At 64.7% G+C, this 16,445-nt stretch carries 19 protein-coding genes; 4 read left to right on the top strand and 15 right to left on the bottom strand.

Annotated features, from left to right (window positions below):
- Positions 1-141: 141 nt before the first annotated feature.
- The 11 genes from tsaA to AACY13_RS13285 form a co-directional block, all read right to left on the bottom strand.
- The gene (gene tsaA, locus AACY13_RS13335) at positions 142-837 is read right to left on the bottom strand and encodes a tRNA (N6-threonylcarbamoyladenosine(37)-N6)-methyltransferase TrmO (RefSeq protein ID WP_339462063.1); all 696 of its coding nucleotides are present in this window, start codon (positions 835-837) and stop codon (positions 142-144) included.
- A gap of 82 nt (positions 838-919) precedes the next feature.
- Positions 920-1,717: a DUF2182 domain-containing protein gene (locus AACY13_RS13330; RefSeq protein ID WP_339462062.1), complete on the bottom strand. Its 798-nt coding sequence runs from the start codon at positions 1,715-1,717 to the stop codon at positions 920-922.
- A 2-nt stretch (positions 1,718-1,719) separates the two neighbouring features.
- Positions 1,720-2,355 (bottom strand): DUF1326 domain-containing protein, encoded by a 636-nt coding sequence (locus AACY13_RS13325; RefSeq protein ID WP_339462061.1) that lies wholly within the window; start codon positions 2,353-2,355, stop codon positions 1,720-1,722.
- Positions 2,356-2,643: 288 nt separating this feature from the next.
- Positions 2,644-3,414, bottom strand: a complete 771-nt coding sequence (locus AACY13_RS13320) for an SDR family oxidoreductase (RefSeq protein ID WP_339462060.1) — start codon at positions 3,412-3,414, stop codon at positions 2,644-2,646.
- 118 nt (positions 3,415-3,532) lie between these two features.
- Positions 3,533-3,994: a YehS family protein gene (locus AACY13_RS13315; RefSeq protein ID WP_339462059.1), complete on the bottom strand. Its 462-nt coding sequence runs from the start codon at positions 3,992-3,994 to the stop codon at positions 3,533-3,535.
- Positions 3,995-4,045: 51 nt separating this feature from the next.
- Complete coding sequence (locus AACY13_RS13310; RefSeq protein WP_339462058.1) at positions 4,046-4,756, bottom strand: rRNA pseudouridine synthase; 711 nt, start codon at positions 4,754-4,756, stop codon at positions 4,046-4,048.
- A gap of 358 nt (positions 4,757-5,114) precedes the next feature.
- Complete coding sequence (locus AACY13_RS13305; RefSeq protein WP_339462057.1) at positions 5,115-5,816, bottom strand: ABC transporter ATP-binding protein; 702 nt, start codon at positions 5,814-5,816, stop codon at positions 5,115-5,117.
- Positions 5,816-6,583 carry a high-affinity branched-chain amino acid ABC transporter ATP-binding protein LivG gene (livG, locus tag AACY13_RS13300; protein ID WP_339462056.1) on the bottom strand — a complete coding sequence of 256 codons (768 nt, stop codon included), beginning with the start codon at positions 6,581-6,583 and terminating at the stop codon, positions 5,816-5,818. The genes AACY13_RS13305 and livG overlap by 1 nt, the downstream gene beginning before the upstream one ends.
- Complete coding sequence (locus AACY13_RS13295; RefSeq protein ID WP_339462347.1) at positions 6,580-7,836, bottom strand: high-affinity branched-chain amino acid ABC transporter permease LivM; 1,257 nt, start codon at positions 7,834-7,836, stop codon at positions 6,580-6,582. The genes livG and AACY13_RS13295 overlap by 4 nt, the downstream gene beginning before the upstream one ends.
- A gap of 8 nt (positions 7,837-7,844) precedes the next feature.
- Positions 7,845-8,768, bottom strand: coding sequence for a high-affinity branched-chain amino acid ABC transporter permease LivH (livH, locus tag AACY13_RS13290; RefSeq protein ID WP_339462055.1), 924 nt, complete (start codon positions 8,766-8,768; stop codon positions 7,845-7,847).
- Positions 8,769-8,891: 123 nt separating this feature from the next.
- The gene (locus AACY13_RS13285; protein WP_339462054.1) at positions 8,892-10,019 is read right to left on the bottom strand and encodes a branched-chain amino acid ABC transporter substrate-binding protein; all 1,128 of its coding nucleotides are present in this window, start codon (positions 10,017-10,019) and stop codon (positions 8,892-8,894) included.
- A 310-nt stretch (positions 10,020-10,329) separates the two neighbouring features.
- On the opposite strand from AACY13_RS13285, the gene AACY13_RS13280 reads away from it, so the two are divergent.
- Entirely contained in the window at positions 10,330-10,644 is a 315-nt protein-coding gene (locus AACY13_RS13280; protein WP_339462053.1) for a DUF2288 domain-containing protein, read from the top strand.
- A 147-nt stretch (positions 10,645-10,791) separates the two neighbouring features.
- Complete coding sequence (locus AACY13_RS13275) at positions 10,792-11,160, top strand: DUF5064 family protein (protein WP_339462052.1); 369 nt, start codon at positions 10,792-10,794, stop codon at positions 11,158-11,160.
- Positions 11,161-11,190: 30 nt separating this feature from the next.
- Here AACY13_RS13275 and phnE read toward each other — a convergent pair whose 3' ends face one another.
- From phnE to AACY13_RS13255, 4 genes are read right to left on the bottom strand one after another with little or no spacing between them, the layout of a single operon-like run.
- A complete protein-coding gene (phnE, locus tag AACY13_RS13270) occupies positions 11,191-11,949 on the bottom strand; it encodes a phosphonate ABC transporter, permease protein PhnE (RefSeq protein ID WP_445262579.1) in 759 nt (252 codons plus the stop codon).
- Between the two features lie 29 nt (positions 11,950-11,978).
- Positions 11,979-12,806 carry a PhnE/PtxC family ABC transporter permease gene (locus AACY13_RS13265; RefSeq protein WP_339462050.1) on the bottom strand — a complete coding sequence of 276 codons (828 nt, stop codon included), beginning with the start codon at positions 12,804-12,806 and terminating at the stop codon, positions 11,979-11,981.
- Complete coding sequence (locus tag AACY13_RS13260) at positions 12,800-13,603, bottom strand: phosphonate ABC transporter ATP-binding protein (RefSeq protein ID WP_339462049.1); 804 nt, start codon at positions 13,601-13,603, stop codon at positions 12,800-12,802. Before AACY13_RS13260 ends, AACY13_RS13265 begins: the two co-directional genes overlap by 7 nt.
- Complete coding sequence (locus tag AACY13_RS13255; protein ID WP_339462048.1) at positions 13,600-14,463, bottom strand: putative selenate ABC transporter substrate-binding protein; 864 nt, start codon at positions 14,461-14,463, stop codon at positions 13,600-13,602. The genes AACY13_RS13260 and AACY13_RS13255 overlap by 4 nt, the downstream gene beginning before the upstream one ends.
- 153 nt (positions 14,464-14,616) lie before the next feature.
- On the opposite strand from AACY13_RS13255, the gene AACY13_RS13250 reads away from it, so the two are divergent.
- A complete protein-coding gene (locus tag AACY13_RS13250; protein WP_339462047.1) occupies positions 14,617-15,507 on the top strand; it encodes an NAD(P)-dependent oxidoreductase in 891 nt (296 codons plus the stop codon).
- Between the two features lie 136 nt (positions 15,508-15,643).
- Complete coding sequence (locus tag AACY13_RS13245; protein ID WP_339462046.1) at positions 15,644-16,444, top strand: hydroxypyruvate isomerase family protein; 801 nt, start codon at positions 15,644-15,646, stop codon at positions 16,442-16,444.
- The last annotated feature ends 1 nt before the right edge of the window (position 16,445 follow it).

Below are 16,445 nucleotides of genomic sequence, written 5' to 3'. Positions count from 1 at the left end.
AAAAATCTCTCTTTTTTTGTATACAATTCACGTCGAATGTAAGACAAAAATAGCCTTGTGTGTACTGCTTGTTGCGCAAACGCCAACTTCAATCGCCGGCGGCCGCCCCCCTAGGCGTGGCCCTGGCCGCGATCCAGACTGCTAGTCGGCCGCGACCAGGTCCAGCACGCAGATAGTGCCGGGTTGCGGGTAGTGCCAGTGCACATCCACATCCCACAGGCGCGCGCCATAGCGGCGCTCCGGGTCGGGTTGCTGGTAGGCCGGGCGCGGGTCCTGGGCCAGGCACTGTTCGATCAGCTCGACCAGAGGCTCGCCCAGACGCTGGCCATGGCTTTGCGCCTGGGTCAGCGCGCTGGCCTGCCAGGTCACGTCGATCAGCTTAGGTGCACTGTCGGCGATACGGTTGTAGGCCCCGGCCACGCTGTCGGCATAGGGCACATAGGGTTTGATATCCAGCACCGGGGTACCATCGAGCAGGTCGATGCCGGATAGCCACAGCTTGCCGGGTTCGACCCTGTCCAGCTTGACCACCGACTGGCCGATGCCGTTGGGTCGGTGGGTGGCGCGGGTGCTGAACACCCCGACCGACTGGTTGCCACCCAGGCGTGGCGGGCGCACCTTCAAGCGCGGTTTGTCTTCCAGGGCCTGGTGAAACAGAAACAGCAGCCAGATATGGCTGACCTGCTCCAGGCCTTGCACGGCATCGCCGCTATCGAAGGGGGCAACCAGCTCCAGTATGCCCCGGGCGGCCGGGGCGAGCTGCGGCTGACGGGGAATGGCGAACTTCTCCTTGAAGCAGGAGCGGACGAAGCCGATGGGCGAAACGGAGTAGGGCATGGCGGCGCGGCCGGCGGAAGCGGGGGGCCATCTTACCTGCAATGCCTGTCGGCCTTAAGGCTCACGGCGCAAATCAGGAGAATCAGGGCAGCGGGCCCAACAGCAGCAATAGGCTCCAGACGATCAGTAACAATCCGCCCAGGCGAGCGATCCAGGTGCCAAGGGGCAGGATCTTCTCCAGCAGTACATAGGCGGCGAGCAGGGCCACCCACAGCAGGTTCATCACCCCGACCACGAACAGCAGACCCATCAGCGCCCAGCAGCAGCCCAGGCAGTACGCACCATGGGCCAGGCCCATGCGCCAGCCGCCGAGTGGGCCGGGTTGCCAGTAGCCGAGGAGAAAGTGCAGCGGCCCGCGACAATGTTCAAGGCAGACCGCCTTGTGCGGCAGCCACTGGTAGATACCCGCCGCCAGCAGCAGCCCGGCCGCCAGCAGGTTACTGCTGCTGCGCATCTCAGGGCTGAGCAGGGCGAGTTGTTCCAGGGCCCATTGCAGAGCCGTGGCGGCCAGGGAGAAGCCGGTCCACACCAGGACATAGGCAGCGCAGAATAGCAGCAGGGCCAGGTGGCGGCGGGTAGTCGGCATGCGCTTGCGCAGAATTTGCTGATAGAGCAGCAGCATGGGCAAGGCGCTGGGCAGCATCATGCCGATCATCATCACCGCCCACATGGCGAACATCAGCAGGGCATCGCCCAGGCTCCAGGGCATGGGCATGCCGGCCATCGCCGCATCGGCCATGCCCCCAGGTGCACTCATGCCGCTGGCCATGCGTAGCAGCGCCAGCCAGGCCAGGCCGATCAGTGCGCACAGGCAGAGGAGGAACAGCAGCTGCTCGCCACTCGGTCGTCTGCTCGCCGTCGCGGCCTGCAAATCACTCACCGTCAGGGCTCTATGCCATGGCCGGTGAAGTGCACATGGGCCAGGTGGCTGTGGCTATCCTTGGACTGCATCTTGAGGGCGGCCTGGGTCTGGAAACTGCCGCTGGCCACTTCCGCCTCGAGGAACTCGAAGCCATTGGGCAGGGCGATGCGGGCGCGCTGGGGAGTACCGTCGATGGGGCTGCGGATCGGTTCGCCGCTGGCCTGCAGTACGCCTGGAATATCCAGGTGGGCGAGGCGCTGATCGACGTCGAGCGAGAGCGTGATGGGCACGAACAGTGGCTCGAACATCTCGCTCATGGTGGTGCTGAATACCTGGAACACGTTGACCCCGGGCTCGCTCTCCTGGCCGGAGAGGATGGTCAACAGGGCCTGGCGCTGCGCCTCGTCGGCACGCTCATCGATAAACACCTGGCAGCTGCCATTGCCTTTGTGAATGGCCTCTGGCCAGGAAAAGGTGGCGGCCCAGCACAGGCCATCGAGCACGACCTTCTCGAAATGCCCGCGCTCGATGCGCATCGATGCCACCGCGTGGCAGTCGCCGTGGGTCGGCGGTGCGCTGAATTGACAGGGGCAACCCCAGTCGCAGTTGCAGGTAATGAATTCGACGCCCTGCAAGCGCCAGTCGGCGATAGCCATGACCAATCTCCTGCCCCCGGGTAGCGAAATTAAAGTTGTTGCCTCTCCCCTCGATAAGTTAACGCTAGCAGAGCCCGCTGGCTGGACGCGGGCGGCTGACCAAAGGTCTGGCTCGCCCGTGGGGGGGGTTAGTGGCCTGTGTGGCGAGTTCAATTAGTCAATTTCGGCTCCTGAGGCCCTGATACTGCGTTGCTGCTCCTCGCCATAGCCAGCTATGACTCGTCGCAGCGCCTTGCCTCAGAACCTCAGTCATCCGAACTTGAGTTAACCAACTCGCCGTACAGGCCACTAGAGGTGGAAGCCGCCGTCGATGGGGATGATGGTGCCGGTCATATAGGCACCGGCGGTGCTGGCCAGGCTGATCGCCAGAGCGGCCATTTCCTCTTCGCGGCCCCAGCGCTGCATCGGGATCAGCGCGCAGTCTTCGGCCATGGCCGCATCGTCCTGGGCGATGAACTGGGTCATCTTGCTCGGGAAGCGCCCCGGGGCGATGACGTTGACGTTGATGTGCTGGCCGACCAGTTCGCGGGCGAGCATGCGCGACAGCTGGTGCAGCGCCGCCTTGCTCGGGCCATAGGCGTAGGCGTCTTCACCGTGGGAGGTGATGCCGGCCACCGAGCCGATATTGATCACCCGCGCCGGATTGCTCGCCGAACCGGCCTTGCGCAGCAACGGCAGCAACTGCTGGATGCAGCTGAACACCGAGGTCACGTTGAGCTGCATGACCTTCTCCCAGCCCTTGGCCGGATAGCTTTCCAGGGGCGCGCCCCAGGTGGTGCCGGCGTTATTGACCAGGATATCCAGCTTGTCGAGTGTGCCGCTCAATTGCGCGGCCAGGGCCTGCACGCCTTCCTCGCTGGCCAGGTTGGCGGCCATGCCGTGGCAGGTGCCGAAGGCCGAGAGTTCGGCGGCGGTCTGGGCGCAGGCTTCGCCATCACGGGCGCAGACGTAGACCGTTGCGCCGGCTTCGACAAAGGCTTTGGCGATCATCTTGCCGATACCGCGGGTGCCGCCGGTGACCAGGGCGGTGCGGCCCTGCAGGGAGAAATAAGGGTGCATGGCGAATCCTTTTAACGGATGAGTGCCACTACCCTAATCGTCTGACTGCACCATGGCAGTCATCATTGCCCCCGGAAATACAAGGCCATGCGGTCAGGCATGGCAGCTTGCCGCTGACTCAACCGCGTACGCGCAGGGTCAGACCCTTGAGGAAATTGCGCAGAAACTGGTCGCCACAGGTGCGGTAGTTGCTGTGGCCGAACTTGCGAAACAGCGCGCTCATCTCCGGTTTCGACACCGGACAGTCGACGCTGTGCATGATCGCGTGCATGTCGTCTTCCTTCAGTTCGAAGGCCACGCGCAGTTTCTTCAGCACCATATTGTTGGTCACCGGCAGCTCGAACGGCTGGGGCGGACGGCTGTCGTCCTTGCCGCGCTTGAAATACACCAGGCCGTCCAGGGCGTGGGCCATCAGCTCGTCATCGCAGGCGACAAAGCCGTCTTCGTCTTCTTTCTTGAGTATGGCCGCGAGCTCGTCGAGGGCGACCTGCTTGCCGCTGAGCTGGATGATTTCGCTCAGCTGCGCATCGCTGACGTCGAGCATATAGCGCAGGCTGCGCAGTACATCGTTATTAAGCATGGGGGTGTCCTGAAGAGGGCTGCTGCACAGGCGGCGGCAGCTGAAAAATAGTTAGAAGCGTTCTTTCGCGGCCAGGTAGCGCCATTGGCCCGGCTGGACCTTGGCCATGGGCACGCCGCCGATGCGGATGCGTTTCATGCCCAGCACCTTGAGATCGACGCTGTTGCACATAAAGACGATCTGTCCGGGCAGCGGGTTCTTCAGGGCGAAGCGCAGGCGGGTTTCGTTCTGCCAGCTGACCTTGCAAGGTGGCAATGCTACGCCGTTGAAGGTCAGGCCGTGAGCCAGACGCTTGAGCTGGCTGGCGCTCAAGGTGCCAACGACCTCGACCACATACTCCTGCTCCAGCTTGCTCAGGTCTTCCTTGAGCTTGCGCTCGATGCGCCAGTCCTGGGTCAGTACATGCAGGCCATCGGCCCCGGCCTGCAAGGGGATACAGGAGGTGAGGCGGGAGAAATGGCTTTTCAGCGGGCGGATGCCAGAGCCGTCGTCGGGCCAGTGGCTGGCCGGGCTGATGCTTTCTACGGCGCGATCGGGCGAGTGACCGTTGGGTACATTGAGCAGCAGGGTCACCGGCTCGACCGGGGCCAGCATGGCATTGGGCAGCAGTTCGACGCGCTGCGCGCCGACCTTGAACTGCGGCTCTTCGACCACCACGCCGTCGACCAGCACCCAGCCGCCCTCGATATAGAGTTCGGCCTCGCGGCGCGAGCAGCCGATCTCTTCGATCAGGCGTTTGGACAGGCGTATCGGCTCGGTCATGGAAGCACGCATCGGCAAAAAAGGGCGACCATTGTAACTGGCCGGGGGCGCGATGCACGCAGCAATGGGCGAACGGCGGGCGGCGAAGATAAATAAATGGCCGTGAGCCATCTTTAACGTCGCGCAACGACGGCCCAAAGGGGGCCACCATGGATGGCAGGCCATAAAAAATGATCAGGAATCATTTTTAACGTCGCGCAGCGACGGCCCCGAGGGTGGCCGCCAGGGATGGCAGGCCATAAAAAATGATCAGGAATCATTTTTAACGTCGCGCAGCGACGGCCCGCAGGGTGGCCGCCAGGGATGGCAGGCCATAAAAAACCGCTCCGAAGAGCGGTTTCCAAGACCAAGGGTGTGATCAGCCGCCGAGGTAGGCGTCGCGCACCTTTGGGTCGTTCAGCAGGTCATGGCCGCTGCCCTGCATAACGATCCGGCCGTTCTCCAGCACATAGCCGCGGTCGGCCAGCTTGAGCGCCTGGTTGGCGTTCTGTTCGACCAGGAAGATGGTCACGCCGTCCTTGCGCAGCTGTTCGATGATGTCGAAGATCTGCTGGATGATGATCGGGGCCAGGCCCAGGGAGGGTTCGTCGAGCAGCAGCAGCTTGGGCTTGCTCATCAGCGCACGGCCGATGGCGAGCATCTGCTGTTCGCCGCCGGACATGGTGCCGGCACGCTGGCTCAGGCGCTCCTGCAGGCGCGGGAACAGCTGCAGGACCTTGTCCAGCTGTTCCTGGAACTCGGCCTTGGCGGTGAAGAATCCGCCCATCACCAGGTTCTCCTCGACGGTCAGGCGCGAGAACACCCGGCGGCCTTCCGGGACCACGGCGATGCTCTTGCGCATGATGTCCGGGGTGTCCTGGCCGACCAGTTCCTCGCCCTGGTAACGGATGCTGCCGCTGGCCGCGTGCGGGTTGCCGCACAGGGTCATCAGCAGGGTCGACTTGCCGGCACCGTTGGCCCCGATCAGGGTGACGATCTCACCCTGACGCACCTCGACGCTGACGTCATGCAGCGCCTGGATCTTGCCGTAGAAGGTGGAAACCTTGTCGAAGTACAGCATCAAGCTTCCCCCAGATAGGCTTTGATCACGTCCGGATTGGCGCGGATCTGCTCCGGCGTTCCGTCGGCCAGGGGGGTGCCCTGGTTGATCACGTAAATATGGTCGGAAATGCTCATGACCAGTTTCATGTCGTGTTCGATCAACAAGACGGTGACGCCATGTTGGTCGCGCAGTACACGAATAAGGGCCTTGAGGTCATCGGTTTCCCGCGGGTTGAGACCGGCGGCCGGCTCGTCGAGCATCAGGATGCTCGGCCGGGTCATCATGCAGCGGGCGATTTCCAGGCGGCGCTGCTGGCCGTAGGCCAGGGTGCCGGCCGTGCGGTTGGCGAAGTCGGTCAGGTTGACCTGCTCCAGCCAGTGCGCGGCAAAGTCCATGGCCTCGCGTTCGCTCCTGCGAAACGCCGGAGTCTTCAACAGGCCGGCGAGGAAATTGGTGTTGAGGTGGCGGTGCTGGGCCACCAGCAGGTTTTCCACCACGGTCATTTCCTTGAACAGACGCACGTTCTGGAAGGTCCGCACCACGCCCTTGCGGGCGATCTTGTGGCCCGGCAGGCCCTCGATCTGCTCGCCGTTGAGGCGAATATTGCCGCTGGTGGGTTGGTAGAAACCGGTCAAGCAGTTGAACACCGTGGTCTTGCCGGCACCGTTGGGGCCGATCATCGACACCACCTGCCGCTCGTTGACCTGCAGGCTTACCCCGTTGACGGCCAGCAAGCCGCCGAAGCGCATGGACAGGCCGCTTACTTCTAGAATCGGGCGGCTCATTGTTTCAGCTCCAGGTGCGGGCGTTGCATGGGCAGCAGGCCCTGCGGACGCCAGATCATCATCAGTACCATCAGGGCACCGAACATCAGCATGCGGTACTCGTTGAATTCCCGCGCCAGCTCCGGCAGCAGGATCATCACGATGGCCGCCAGGATGATCCCCAGCTGCGAACCCATGCCGCCCAGCACGACGATGGCGAGGATGATCGCCGACTCGATAAAGGTGAACGACTGCGGGCTGACCAGGCCCTGGCGCGCGGCGAAGAAGCTGCCGGCGAAACCGGCGAAGGTGGCCCCTAGGGTGAAGGCCGAGAGCTTGATCACGGTGGGGTTCATGCCCAGCGCGCGGCAGACGATTTCATCCTCGCGCAGGGCTTCCCAGGCGCGGCCGATCGGCATGCGCAGCAGGCGGTTGATCACGAACAGGGTCAGCAGCACCAGCACCAGGGCGATCAGGTAGAGGAAGATCACCTTGTTGATCGAGGCGTAGGCCACGCCGAAATACTCGTGGAAGGTCTGCATGCCCTCGGCGGCCTTGCGGTCGAACGACAGGCCGAACAGGGTCGGCTTGGGGATCGAACCGATGCCGTTGGGGCCGCCGGTCAGCCAGGTCATGTTGTTCAGCAGGATGCGGATGATCTCGCCGAAACCCAGGGTGACGATGGCCAGGTAGTCGCCGCGCAGGCGCAGCACCGGGAAGCCCAGGATAAAGCCGAAGAACGCCGCCATCAGGCCGGCGATCGGTAGGCAGATCCAGAAGCTCAGGCCGAAGTAGAACGACAGTAGCGCGTAGCTGTAGGCACCGACGGCGTAGAAGGCCACATAGCCGAGGTCGAGCAAGCCGGCCAGACCGACCACGATGTTCAGGCCGAGGCCGAGCATCACGTAGATCAGGATCAGGGTGGCGATATCCACCGCCCCGCGGCTGCCGAAGAACGGCCAGGCCAGGGCGACGATGACCAGGCCGAGGATTACCCAGCGCTGGGTCGAGGGCTGGGTGAGGAAATCGCTGGCCTGGCTCGGTACGCTCGGCAGCTTGGGTGCATGGCGCCAGACGGCGCGCACCTGGTCACGGAACAATTGCCAGAAGAACATGGCGATGGCGCAACCGCCGATGGTCCAGAGCACGGCCGGGCTGGCACCCTCGACCTGCAGCTTGATGCCGATGGTGGAGAGCTTCAGGCCCATTACCGGGTAGGCCACGGCTAGCACCAGCAGGGCGCTGAAGAACGCGGTTTTGAGGTTTTTCATCATTGACGAACTCATACCTTTTCAACCTCCGGGCGACCGAGGATGCCGGTCGGGCGGAACAGCAGCACCAGCACCAGCAGGCTGAAGGCCACCACGTCCTTGTACTGGTCGCCGAAGATATCGGCACCGAAGGCTTCGGCCACGCCGAGCACCAGGCCGCCGAGCACGGCACCGGGGATGCTGCCGATACCGCCGAGCACCGCCGCGGTGAAGGCCTTGATCCCGGCGAGGAAGCCCAGGTGCGGGTTGATCACGCCGTACTGCATGCCCAGCAGCACCGCGGCCACCGCCGCCAGGGCGGCACCGATGACGAAGGTCAGGCTGATGATGTTGTTGGTGTTGATGCCCAGCAGGTTGGCCATCTTCAGGTCTTCGGCGCTGGCCCGGCAGGCGCGGCCCAGGCGCGAGCGGGAGATAAACAGGGTCAGGCCGACCATGGCCAGGAAGGTGACGACGAAGATCAGCACCTGCATATAGGAAATGACCACGCCGTTCATGGCGCTTTCACCGAACACGAAGTTGCCCGGCAGGGGATTGGGGATGGCCTTGTCCTTGGAGTCCTGGGACAGCAGTACCAGATTCTGCAGGAAGATCGACATGCCGATCGCCGAGATCAGTGGGATCAACCGGTTGCCGCCGCGCAGGGGGCGGTAGGCGACCCGTTCGATGCTGTAACCGTAGGCCGCGCAGACGATGATGCTGGCGGCGAAGCCGGCGATCATCATCAGCGGCAAGCTGTCCAGGCCGAACATGGCCAGGCCGGCGATGACGATGAAAACTACATAGGAGCCAATCATGTAAACCTCGCCATGGGCGAAGTTGATCATGCCGATGATGCCGTAGACCATGGTGTAGCCGATGGCGATCAGGGCATAGGTGCTGCCAACGGTCAGACCGTTGATCAGCTGTTGCAGGTAGTGATACAGATCAGGCATTGCCTAACTCCTGGGTCGTCACGCACGTCAGCGCTTGTGGCGCAGGGTGAGACCGGAATTCTTCTAATAAACAAAACCCACTGCGGTGCAGTGGGCTTTGGGTTCAGGCGGGAAGCCGCGTTATCAGTTCAGCGGTGCTTCGGTCTTGCTGCCGTCCTGGTGCCATTCGTAGACCACGAAGCTGAAGTCTTTCAGGTCACCCTTCTCGTCGAAGCTGAGCACTCCGGTCGGGGTGTCGAAGCTGTTGGCGCGCAGGGCTGCGGCTACCTTGGCGGTATCGGTGTCGCCGGCTTTTTCGATGCCTTCGGCAATCACTTGCACGGCGGCGTAGGCCGGGAACACGAACGGACCGCTGGAGTCTTCGTTCTTGGCTTTGAATGCCTCAACCAGGGCCTGGTTGCGCGGATCCTGGTCGAAGGATTTCGGCAGGGTCACCAGCATACCTTCGGAAGCCGGGCCGGCGATGGCCGAGATTTCCTTGTTGCCCACGCCTTCCGGACCCATGAACTTGGCGCTCAGGCCTTTTTCCGCCGACTGACGCAGCAGCAGGCCCAGTTCCGGGTGGTAGCCGCCGTAGTAGACGAAGTCCACACCGGCCTGCTTGAGCTTGGCGATCATCGCCGAGAAGTCCTTGTCGCCGGCGTTGATGCCTTCGAATAGGGCGACTTTGACGCCTTTGCCTTCCAGGGTCTGCTTGACCGCGGTGGCGATGCCTTCGCCGTACTGCTGCTTGTCGTGGATGACCGCAACGGCCTTGGGCTTGACGTGGTCGGCGATGTAGTTGCCGGCGGTCGGGCCCTGCAGGCTGTCCAGACCGATGGTGCGGAACAGCAGCTCATAGCCACGGGCGGTGATGTCCGGGCTGGTGGACGCCGCGGTGATCATCAGAATGCCTTCGTCTTCGTAGATGTCGGACGCCGGCTGAGTGGAGCTGGAGCAGAGGTGGCCAACCACGAACTTGATGTCGTCGTTGACGATCTTGTTGGCCACGGCCACGGCTTGCTTGGGATCGCAAGCATCGTCGTAGACCACGCCTTCGAGCATCGCGCCGTTCACCCCGCCGGCCTTGTTGATCTGCTCGATGGCCATCTTGGCACCGATGAACTGCATTTCGCCGTATTGCGCGACTGCACCGGTAACCGGACCCGCCAGGCCGATCTTGATGGTGTCTGCCGCTACCGAGTAGCTGGCAACGCCGGCCATGGCCATGGCGGCAAACAGTTTGGAAATCTGCTTAGTAGCCTTGTTCATAGTGCTCCACTCTTATTGATTTTCGTTGTTGTAGTTCTGGCGGCCAAAGCTGCAGAACCGGGATTTTTCCCCGGTCATACCCCCGGCAACTGTACCGCTGCAGTGTAGAGCGCAGCTTTGCGCCTTGAAAAGCCGCTTGCTGGGGGCAAAACCCGAGGGTGTCGCGTTATTGCAATAAACGTATAGAAAAACGGCGTGTCCTGCTCGCCGTTGCCGGCGTCGCCAACTTGCCTGCCGAGCGACTGACGCTATCATGGCAACCGATCTGCAACCGGCCATCCACACAGGACAATCCATGTCTGAGTTATCCATGACTGAACCTAGCACCCTATATGCCAAGTTGCTTGGAGAAACTGCACCTATTGGCTGGCAGGAACTGCAACCATTCTTTGCCCGCGGTGCCCTGCTGCTGGTCGAGGGCGGCCAGGATCTGATCGCGGTGGCCGAAGCCGTGGCGCAGAACGACCAAGGCCGGGTCGCGGCCTGGCTGGAGGCGGGGCAGTTGCGCCGTGTCGACGACGACTGCGCCGCCGACCTGTTGCAGCGCGACCCGCAACTCTGGGCCGTGGTGGTGGCCCCTTGGGTGCTGGCCCAGGAGCGCGCGGCGACCCCGGCGCTGCACTGATCTGGCGCGCGCCCCAGTGCCGCCGCGGCAGCGGCCAGCAGTCGGGCATGCAGATGCCGACAGAGCGGTTATGCTGAGGCTCCTGAGGCTGTTGCCGTTGCATCATAAAGCGGCAACAGGCCCCGGCAACCAAGAGGGAGAACGACTATGTTCGAACCAGGACACCTGCACCGCGGCAACCGCTTTGCCAGTGCCGAGCAGCCCATATTCAGCATCGACCTCTACTACGAGGTGCGCCAGGACCCGGTGGAGGGGGCGATGTTGCATATGCGCATGGTCGGTGAAGTGGCGGGCAAGGCCTTCGAGGAGGAGTTCGAGCTGCACCGCGATACCGCCTTCAACTTCGCCAGCGTGGTCACCCGCCTGGCGCAGAAGCATGGGTTGCCCGCCAGCCACAGCATGGTCGTGCGGGGCCATGAGGAGTACGACCAGATGTTCGAGCATATCCGCAGCCTTCTGGGGACCCACAGCGGTGACCCGGTCGATCTCGATCATGTGGAAAAGGACCGGCTGTAGGAGGGATGACCTGCGGGGCTCGAATCCAGCCTACGCGCTGACCCAGCGCTGGCGCACCCAGCCGCTGAAGGCATCGACCGCCAGCACCAGCAGCAGCATGGCCAGGATCACCGTGGCCGCCTGGGCTTGCTGGAACAGGCTGAGGCTGACGTAGAGCATCTGCCCCAGGCCGCCGGCACCGACGAAGCCGAGCACGCTGGCCATGCGGATATTGTTTTCCCAGCGGTACAGCGAGTAGGCGATCAGCTGCGGCCAGATGCACGGCAGGGTGCCGTAGCAGAAGGCCGCGATAGGGCCGCCACCGCCCAGGCGGATCGCCTCGGCCGGTTCGCTCGGGCTGTTCTCCAGGGCCTCGGCGAACAGCCGGCCGAGCACTCCGGTGGTGTGCAGGGCCAGGGCCAGGGTGCCGGCATTCGGCCCCAGGCCTGCGGCCAGGACCACCAGGGCCGCCCATACCAGCTCGGGAATCGCCCGTAGGGCGTTCAGCACGAAGCGCGCCAGGCTCAGGGCCAGCCAGCCGCAACGGCCGGCCGCCGGCAGGGCCAGCAACAGGCCGAGCAGGGCCGCCAGCAGGGTGCCGAGTGCCGACATGGCCAGGGTTTCCAGCGCGCCATGGCCGATGTTCCGCACGTGGGCGGGCGAGAAGTCCGGGCTGAGAAAACTGCCGGCGTAGCGGCCCATCTGGCTCAGACTGTCGCCCTGAAGCAGCGCGCCGAGGTCGATGCCCAGGTAGCGGAAGGAGGCGACTACCGCCGCCAGCAGCACCAGCAGCAGGCCGTAGTTGAGCAGGGTCGAGGTGCGCAAGGGCGGGCTCGTTTTCATAGCAGGCGGGTGCGCAGCAGGCGGCTGATCTGGTCGGCCAGCAGTACCAGGGCGAGGAAGGTCAGCAGCATGCTGGCCACTTCGCCGCCGGCGAACATGCGCATCGACAGGTCGATCTGTTGGCCCAGGCCGCCGGCCCCGACAAAGCCCATCACCACCGAGGCGCGGATCGCGCATTCCCAGCGGTACACCGTGTAGGAGAGCATCTCGGCGGCGGCCCCCGGCAGTACGCCATAGGCGAAGGCCGCCAGGCGCGGGCTGCCGGCGACCAGCAGGGCGCGACTGGGGCGCGGATCGACCGACTCGAAAATTTCCGCATAGACCTTGCCGAGCATGCCGCTGTAGGTGATGGCGATGGCCAGCACCCCGGCGGTCGGGCCCAGGCCCACGGCGCGTACGAACAGCAGCGCCCAGACGATCTCCGGCACGCTGCGCAGGACGATCAGCAGGCCGCGCACCGGCCAGCGCAAGGCCTGTGCCCACCAGGCCGGGCGACCGCCACGGTGCAGTGCGGACAGCGACAGCGCGCGGCTGGCCAGCAGCGCGCCGGGAATCGCGATCAACAGCGCCAAGGCCATGCCGGCGGTGGCGATGGCCAGGGTTTCCAGGGTGGCTTGACCGAGCAGCTGGAGGAACTCGCGATCATGCGCCAGCGGCCAGAAATCGGCGAGAAAACGCCCCATATTGGCCGCGTTCCGTTCATCGAACAGCACCGCCAGGTTCAGCTCGCTAAGCGTCAGGCCCGGCCACAGCAGCAACAGCGCCAGCAGGGTCAGGGCCAGGCGCGGCAGGGCGGCCGGATCATGCAGTGCGGGTTTCAGCATCGCGGGATCTGCAGGCTGGTCTGTACCGGGGCGGGCGAGGCGGGCAGCGGCTGCAGCTGTTCGTTGGCGTAGAGGGCCTCGAGCTGGGCCGCGCTGATGCTGGCCGGCGGCAGATCGAAGACGATGCGGCCTGCGCGTACGCCGATAATCCGCGGGAAATGCGCCAGGGCCAGCTCCACAGCGTGCAGGCTGGCCAGCAGGGTCATGCCGCGCCGGCTGGCTTCCTCATTGAGTACGCTCAGGGTATGCCCGGCCAGTATCGGGTCCATGGCCGACACCGGTTCGTCGGCGAGAATCAGCTCCGGGGCCTGATAGAGCACCCGGGCAATGCCGACCCGCTGCAGTTGGCCGCCGGACAGCTGATCGCAGCGCTCGAAGAGTTTGTCCGCCAGGTCCAGGCGCGCCAGCGTGGCCTGGGCACCGGGTATATCCGCCGGGTGCAGCAGGCTGAGCAGGCTCTTGCCCAGGGACCATTGGCCGAGCTTGCCGGCCAGCACCGCGGTGACCACCCGCTGGCGGGGCGGCAGGGGCGGTGCCTGGTGGATCAGGCCGATGCGCGCACGCAGCTTCTGCCGCTGGCGCGCGCGGAGCTGCCAGGGATCCTGGTCGAGCAGGCTGAGCTGGCCGCTGTTGGGTTGCAGGTTGCTGGCCAGCAGGCGCAGCAGGCTGGTCTTGCCCGCGCCCGAGGGGCCGATAATGGCCACCCGTTCGCCGCTGCCCACCTGTAGATCGATACCGCTGAGCGCAACCTGGCCGTTGGCGTGGGTCAGACCCACGCCGCTGAGGCTGACACTCACTTCAACAGGCCGGCCGCTTCAGCTGCTTGCTCGATACCCTGGTAGTTCTCGGCCTTGGTCGGGATAAAGCGACTGGCAGCCTGCAGGTCGAGGATCGCCTTGTGTTCCGGGTTGGCCGGGTCGAGGGCGAGGAAGGCGGCCTGGATCTTGTCGCGTACGACCGGGTCGAGGGTGCCGCGCACGGTCCAGTTGTAGTCGAAGTAGGGGGGGGTGGTGGCGATGACCTTGACCTTGTCGGTATCGACCTTGCCGGCGGCGACCAACTTGTCCCACACGCTGGCGTTGAGTACGCCGCCGTCCGCCTTGCCGGCCTGGACCCAGGCAGCGGTGGCGTCATGGGCTCCGGAGTAGGCGATGCGGCTGAAGAAGGTTTCCGGGTTGATGCCGTCCTGCAGCATAAAGAAGCGCGGCATCAGGCTGCCCGAGGTGGAGGACACCGAACCGAAGGCGAAGGTCTTGCCCTTGAGGTCCTGCAGCGAGTTCACCGCCGGGTCGGCGCTGATGATCTTGCTGGTGAATTTCTCGTCTTCGGCGCGTTGCACCAGGGGGATCGCAGGGTGCGCGGTGCCGGCGGTTTTCAGGCGGGCCTGGACGAAGGTGAAACCGCCCAGCCAGGCCAGGTCGATACGGTCGGCGGCGATCGCTTCGACCACGGCGGCGTAGTCGGACACCGGGACGAACTCGACCTTCATCTCCAGCTGCTGTTCCAGATAGGCCCCCAGGGGCTTGAATTTGCGCAGCAGTTCGGTGGGGGCTTCATCGGGAATGGCCGAGACGCGCAGGGTGTCGGCGGCTTGCGAGAGGGTGGCGGTAAGGCTCAGGGCAACGCCAGCGGCGACGGCCAGGGTACGTTTCAACATGGGGGTTCTCCGGTTCAATAGCGGGGAAAGCCGGCGGAGTATAAAGGGATTGTGCCGCTTGTGTGGATTGGCGCGCTGGCCTGTGAGGTCTGGCAGCCGCAGTCGCCCCGCAGCGGGTTAAAATAGCCACCCTCTTTGTGCTGGAGTCCGCCCATGTCCATTTCGCTCCCCGCCCTGGGATTCGCCGGTATTGGCCTGATGGGCCTGCCCATGAGCCGCCGCCTGCTGGCCGCCGGTTATCCCCTGAGCCTGTGGAATCGCTCGCCGGACAAATGCGCCGTGCTGACGGCCCAGGGTGCCGTTTGCGTGGCGAGCCCCGCCGAGCTGTGCAGCGATGCCAGTATCGTCATGCTCTGCCTGGCCAATACCGAGGTGGTGCGCGAGGTGGTGTTCGGCCCCGGCGGCATAGTCGAGGGCGCGCGGCCCGGGCAGTTGCTGGTGGACTTTTCCAGCCTGGAACCGGCCGCCACCCGGGACATGGCCGCCGAACTGCTGGCGCGTACCGGCATGCACTGGATGGATGCGCCGGTATCCGGCGGCACGCCGGGAGCGGCCAGCGGCAGCCTGGCGATCATGGCCGGCGGACGCGAAGAGGATATCGAGCGGGCGCGGCCGATCCTGGCGCATCTGGGCCAGCGCCTGACGCGCATGGGTGATGTCGGGGCCGGGCAGGTGACCAAGGTGTGCAACCAGATGATCGTCGCCTGCAATGCCCTGGTGCTCGCCGAGGTGGTGGCCCTGGCGGAGCAGTCCGGGGTCGATGCCAGCCTGCTCGCCGATGCCCTGGCCGGTGGCTTTGCCGACTCCAAGCCGCTGCAGATTCTCGCCCCGCAAATGGCCGCCAGCCAGTTCGAGCCGGTCAAGTGGCACGTGCGCACCCTGCTCAAGGACCTGGACACCGCGGTCAAACTGTCCCGCCAGGTTGGCGCGGCCACCCCGCTCAGCGGCCTGGCCGCGCAACTGATGCGCCTGCACGGCAGTCAGGGCCATCTCGAACATGACCCGGCGACCCTGGTGCAGCTGTATCGGCAGCCTGGGGTGTGACGATGGGGATGACCCGGTGGATAAACCGAAAATCGCCTGGCGGGTTACGTGGCGCGCAAATTCCGCGTCCGATTGAAAATCTGCTCTGCGCCGCTAACCCACGCAAAAGGGTGTTGCTCCTGATTGGAAGGTCGTTATGAAGATCGCTGCCAACCTGTCCATGCTGTTTACCGAACGGCCCTTGCGTAAGCGCGTGGTGGCGGCCGCTGCCGCCGGTTTCGACGGGGTGGAAATCCAGTTTCCCTACGAACTGCCGGCGATTGCCCTGAAAGAGGCCCTGGATGCGGCCGGCATGCCGCTGGTGCTGATCAATCTGCCGGCCGGCGACCTGATGAGCGGCGGTGCCGGGCTAGCCGCAGTGCCGGCGCGCCAGGTCGAGTTCGCTGCGGCGCTGCGGGAGGCCCTGAGCTATGCGGCCATGGTGCGCCCGGCCTGGGTCAATGTGCTGCCGGGGCGTCTGGCCGCTGGCGTCGAACGGGAACAGGCTCTGGCCTGCCTGCAGGCCAATCTGCGTCAGGCGGCCGAGGCCTTTGAGTTATTGGGCATCGGCGTGCTGGTCGAGGCGATCAACCCGCTGGATATGCCGGGGTTCCTGATCAATACCCCCGAGCAGCTGGACGCGCTGCTCAAGGCGGTGGACCACCCCAACCTGGCGGCGCAGTACGACCTCTACCATATGGCGCGCCAGGGCCTGGACCTGCGGGTGGGTATCGAACTGCTGGCCGGGCGGATCGGTCATGTGCAATTTGCCGACTGCCCCGGGCGGGGCGCGCCGGGCAGCGGTGCGCTGGACTTTGCCGCGGCGCTGGCGGCCTTGCGTCAGGTGGGTTATCGCGGCTGGCTGGGTGCCGAATACCGGCCGGGCGAGGGCGCAGGTTCGGCCAGTCTGGGCTGGTTGGCCGAGTGGCGTAGCCAGGCTGTGTCGACGGCGGAGTAGG

Source organism: Pseudomonas sp. EA_105y_Pfl2_R69 (assembly GCF_963970915.1).
Taxonomy (GTDB): Bacteria; Pseudomonadota; Gammaproteobacteria; order Pseudomonadales; family Pseudomonadaceae; genus Aquipseudomonas.
Note: the sequence above shows the minus strand (reverse complement) of the source record. Positions and strands in the feature narration are given on the sequence as shown.

Coding starts and splice junctions, on each gene's coding strand:
- AACY13_RS13315 (WP_339462059.1), bottom strand. CDS start 3,994: ATGCTTAATAACGATGTACTGCGCAGCCTGCGCTATATGCTCGACGTC.
- AACY13_RS13285 (WP_339462054.1), bottom strand. CDS start 10,019: ATGAACAAGGCTACTAAGCAGATTTCCAAACTGTTTGCCGCCATGGCC.
- AACY13_RS13320 (WP_339462060.1), bottom strand. CDS start 3,414: ATGCACCCTTATTTCTCCCTGCAGGGCCGCACCGCCCTGGTCACCGGC.
- AACY13_RS13275 (WP_339462052.1), top strand. CDS start 10,792: ATGTTCGAACCAGGACACCTGCACCGCGGCAACCGCTTTGCCAGTGCC.
- AACY13_RS13310 (WP_339462058.1), bottom strand. CDS start 4,756: ATGACCGAGCCGATACGCCTGTCCAAACGCCTGATCGAAGAGATCGGC.
- AACY13_RS13325 (WP_339462061.1), bottom strand. CDS start 2,355: ATGGCTATCGCCGACTGGCGCTTGCAGGGCGTCGAATTCATTACCTGC.
- AACY13_RS13280 (WP_339462053.1), top strand. CDS start 10,330: ATGACTGAACCTAGCACCCTATATGCCAAGTTGCTTGGAGAAACTGCA.
- AACY13_RS13295 (WP_339462347.1), bottom strand. CDS start 7,836: ATGATGAAAAACCTCAAAACCGCGTTCTTCAGCGCCCTGCTGGTGCTA.
- AACY13_RS13265 (WP_339462050.1), bottom strand. CDS start 12,806: ATGCTGAAACCCGCACTGCATGATCCGGCCGCCCTGCCGCGCCTGGCC.
- AACY13_RS13245 (WP_339462046.1), top strand. CDS start 15,644: ATGAAGATCGCTGCCAACCTGTCCATGCTGTTTACCGAACGGCCCTTG.
- AACY13_RS13255 (WP_339462048.1), bottom strand. CDS start 14,463: ATGTTGAAACGTACCCTGGCCGTCGCCGCTGGCGTTGCCCTGAGCCTT.
- livH (WP_339462055.1), bottom strand. CDS start 8,768: ATGCCTGATCTGTATCACTACCTGCAACAGCTGATCAACGGTCTGACC.
- tsaA (WP_339462063.1), bottom strand. CDS start 837: ATGCCCTACTCCGTTTCGCCCATCGGCTTCGTCCGCTCCTGCTTCAAG.
- livG (WP_339462056.1), bottom strand. CDS start 6,583: ATGAGCCGCCCGATTCTAGAAGTAAGCGGCCTGTCCATGCGCTTCGGC.
- AACY13_RS13305 (WP_339462057.1), bottom strand. CDS start 5,816: ATGCTGTACTTCGACAAGGTTTCCACCTTCTACGGCAAGATCCAGGCG.
- AACY13_RS13250 (WP_339462047.1), top strand. CDS start 14,617: ATGTCCATTTCGCTCCCCGCCCTGGGATTCGCCGGTATTGGCCTGATG.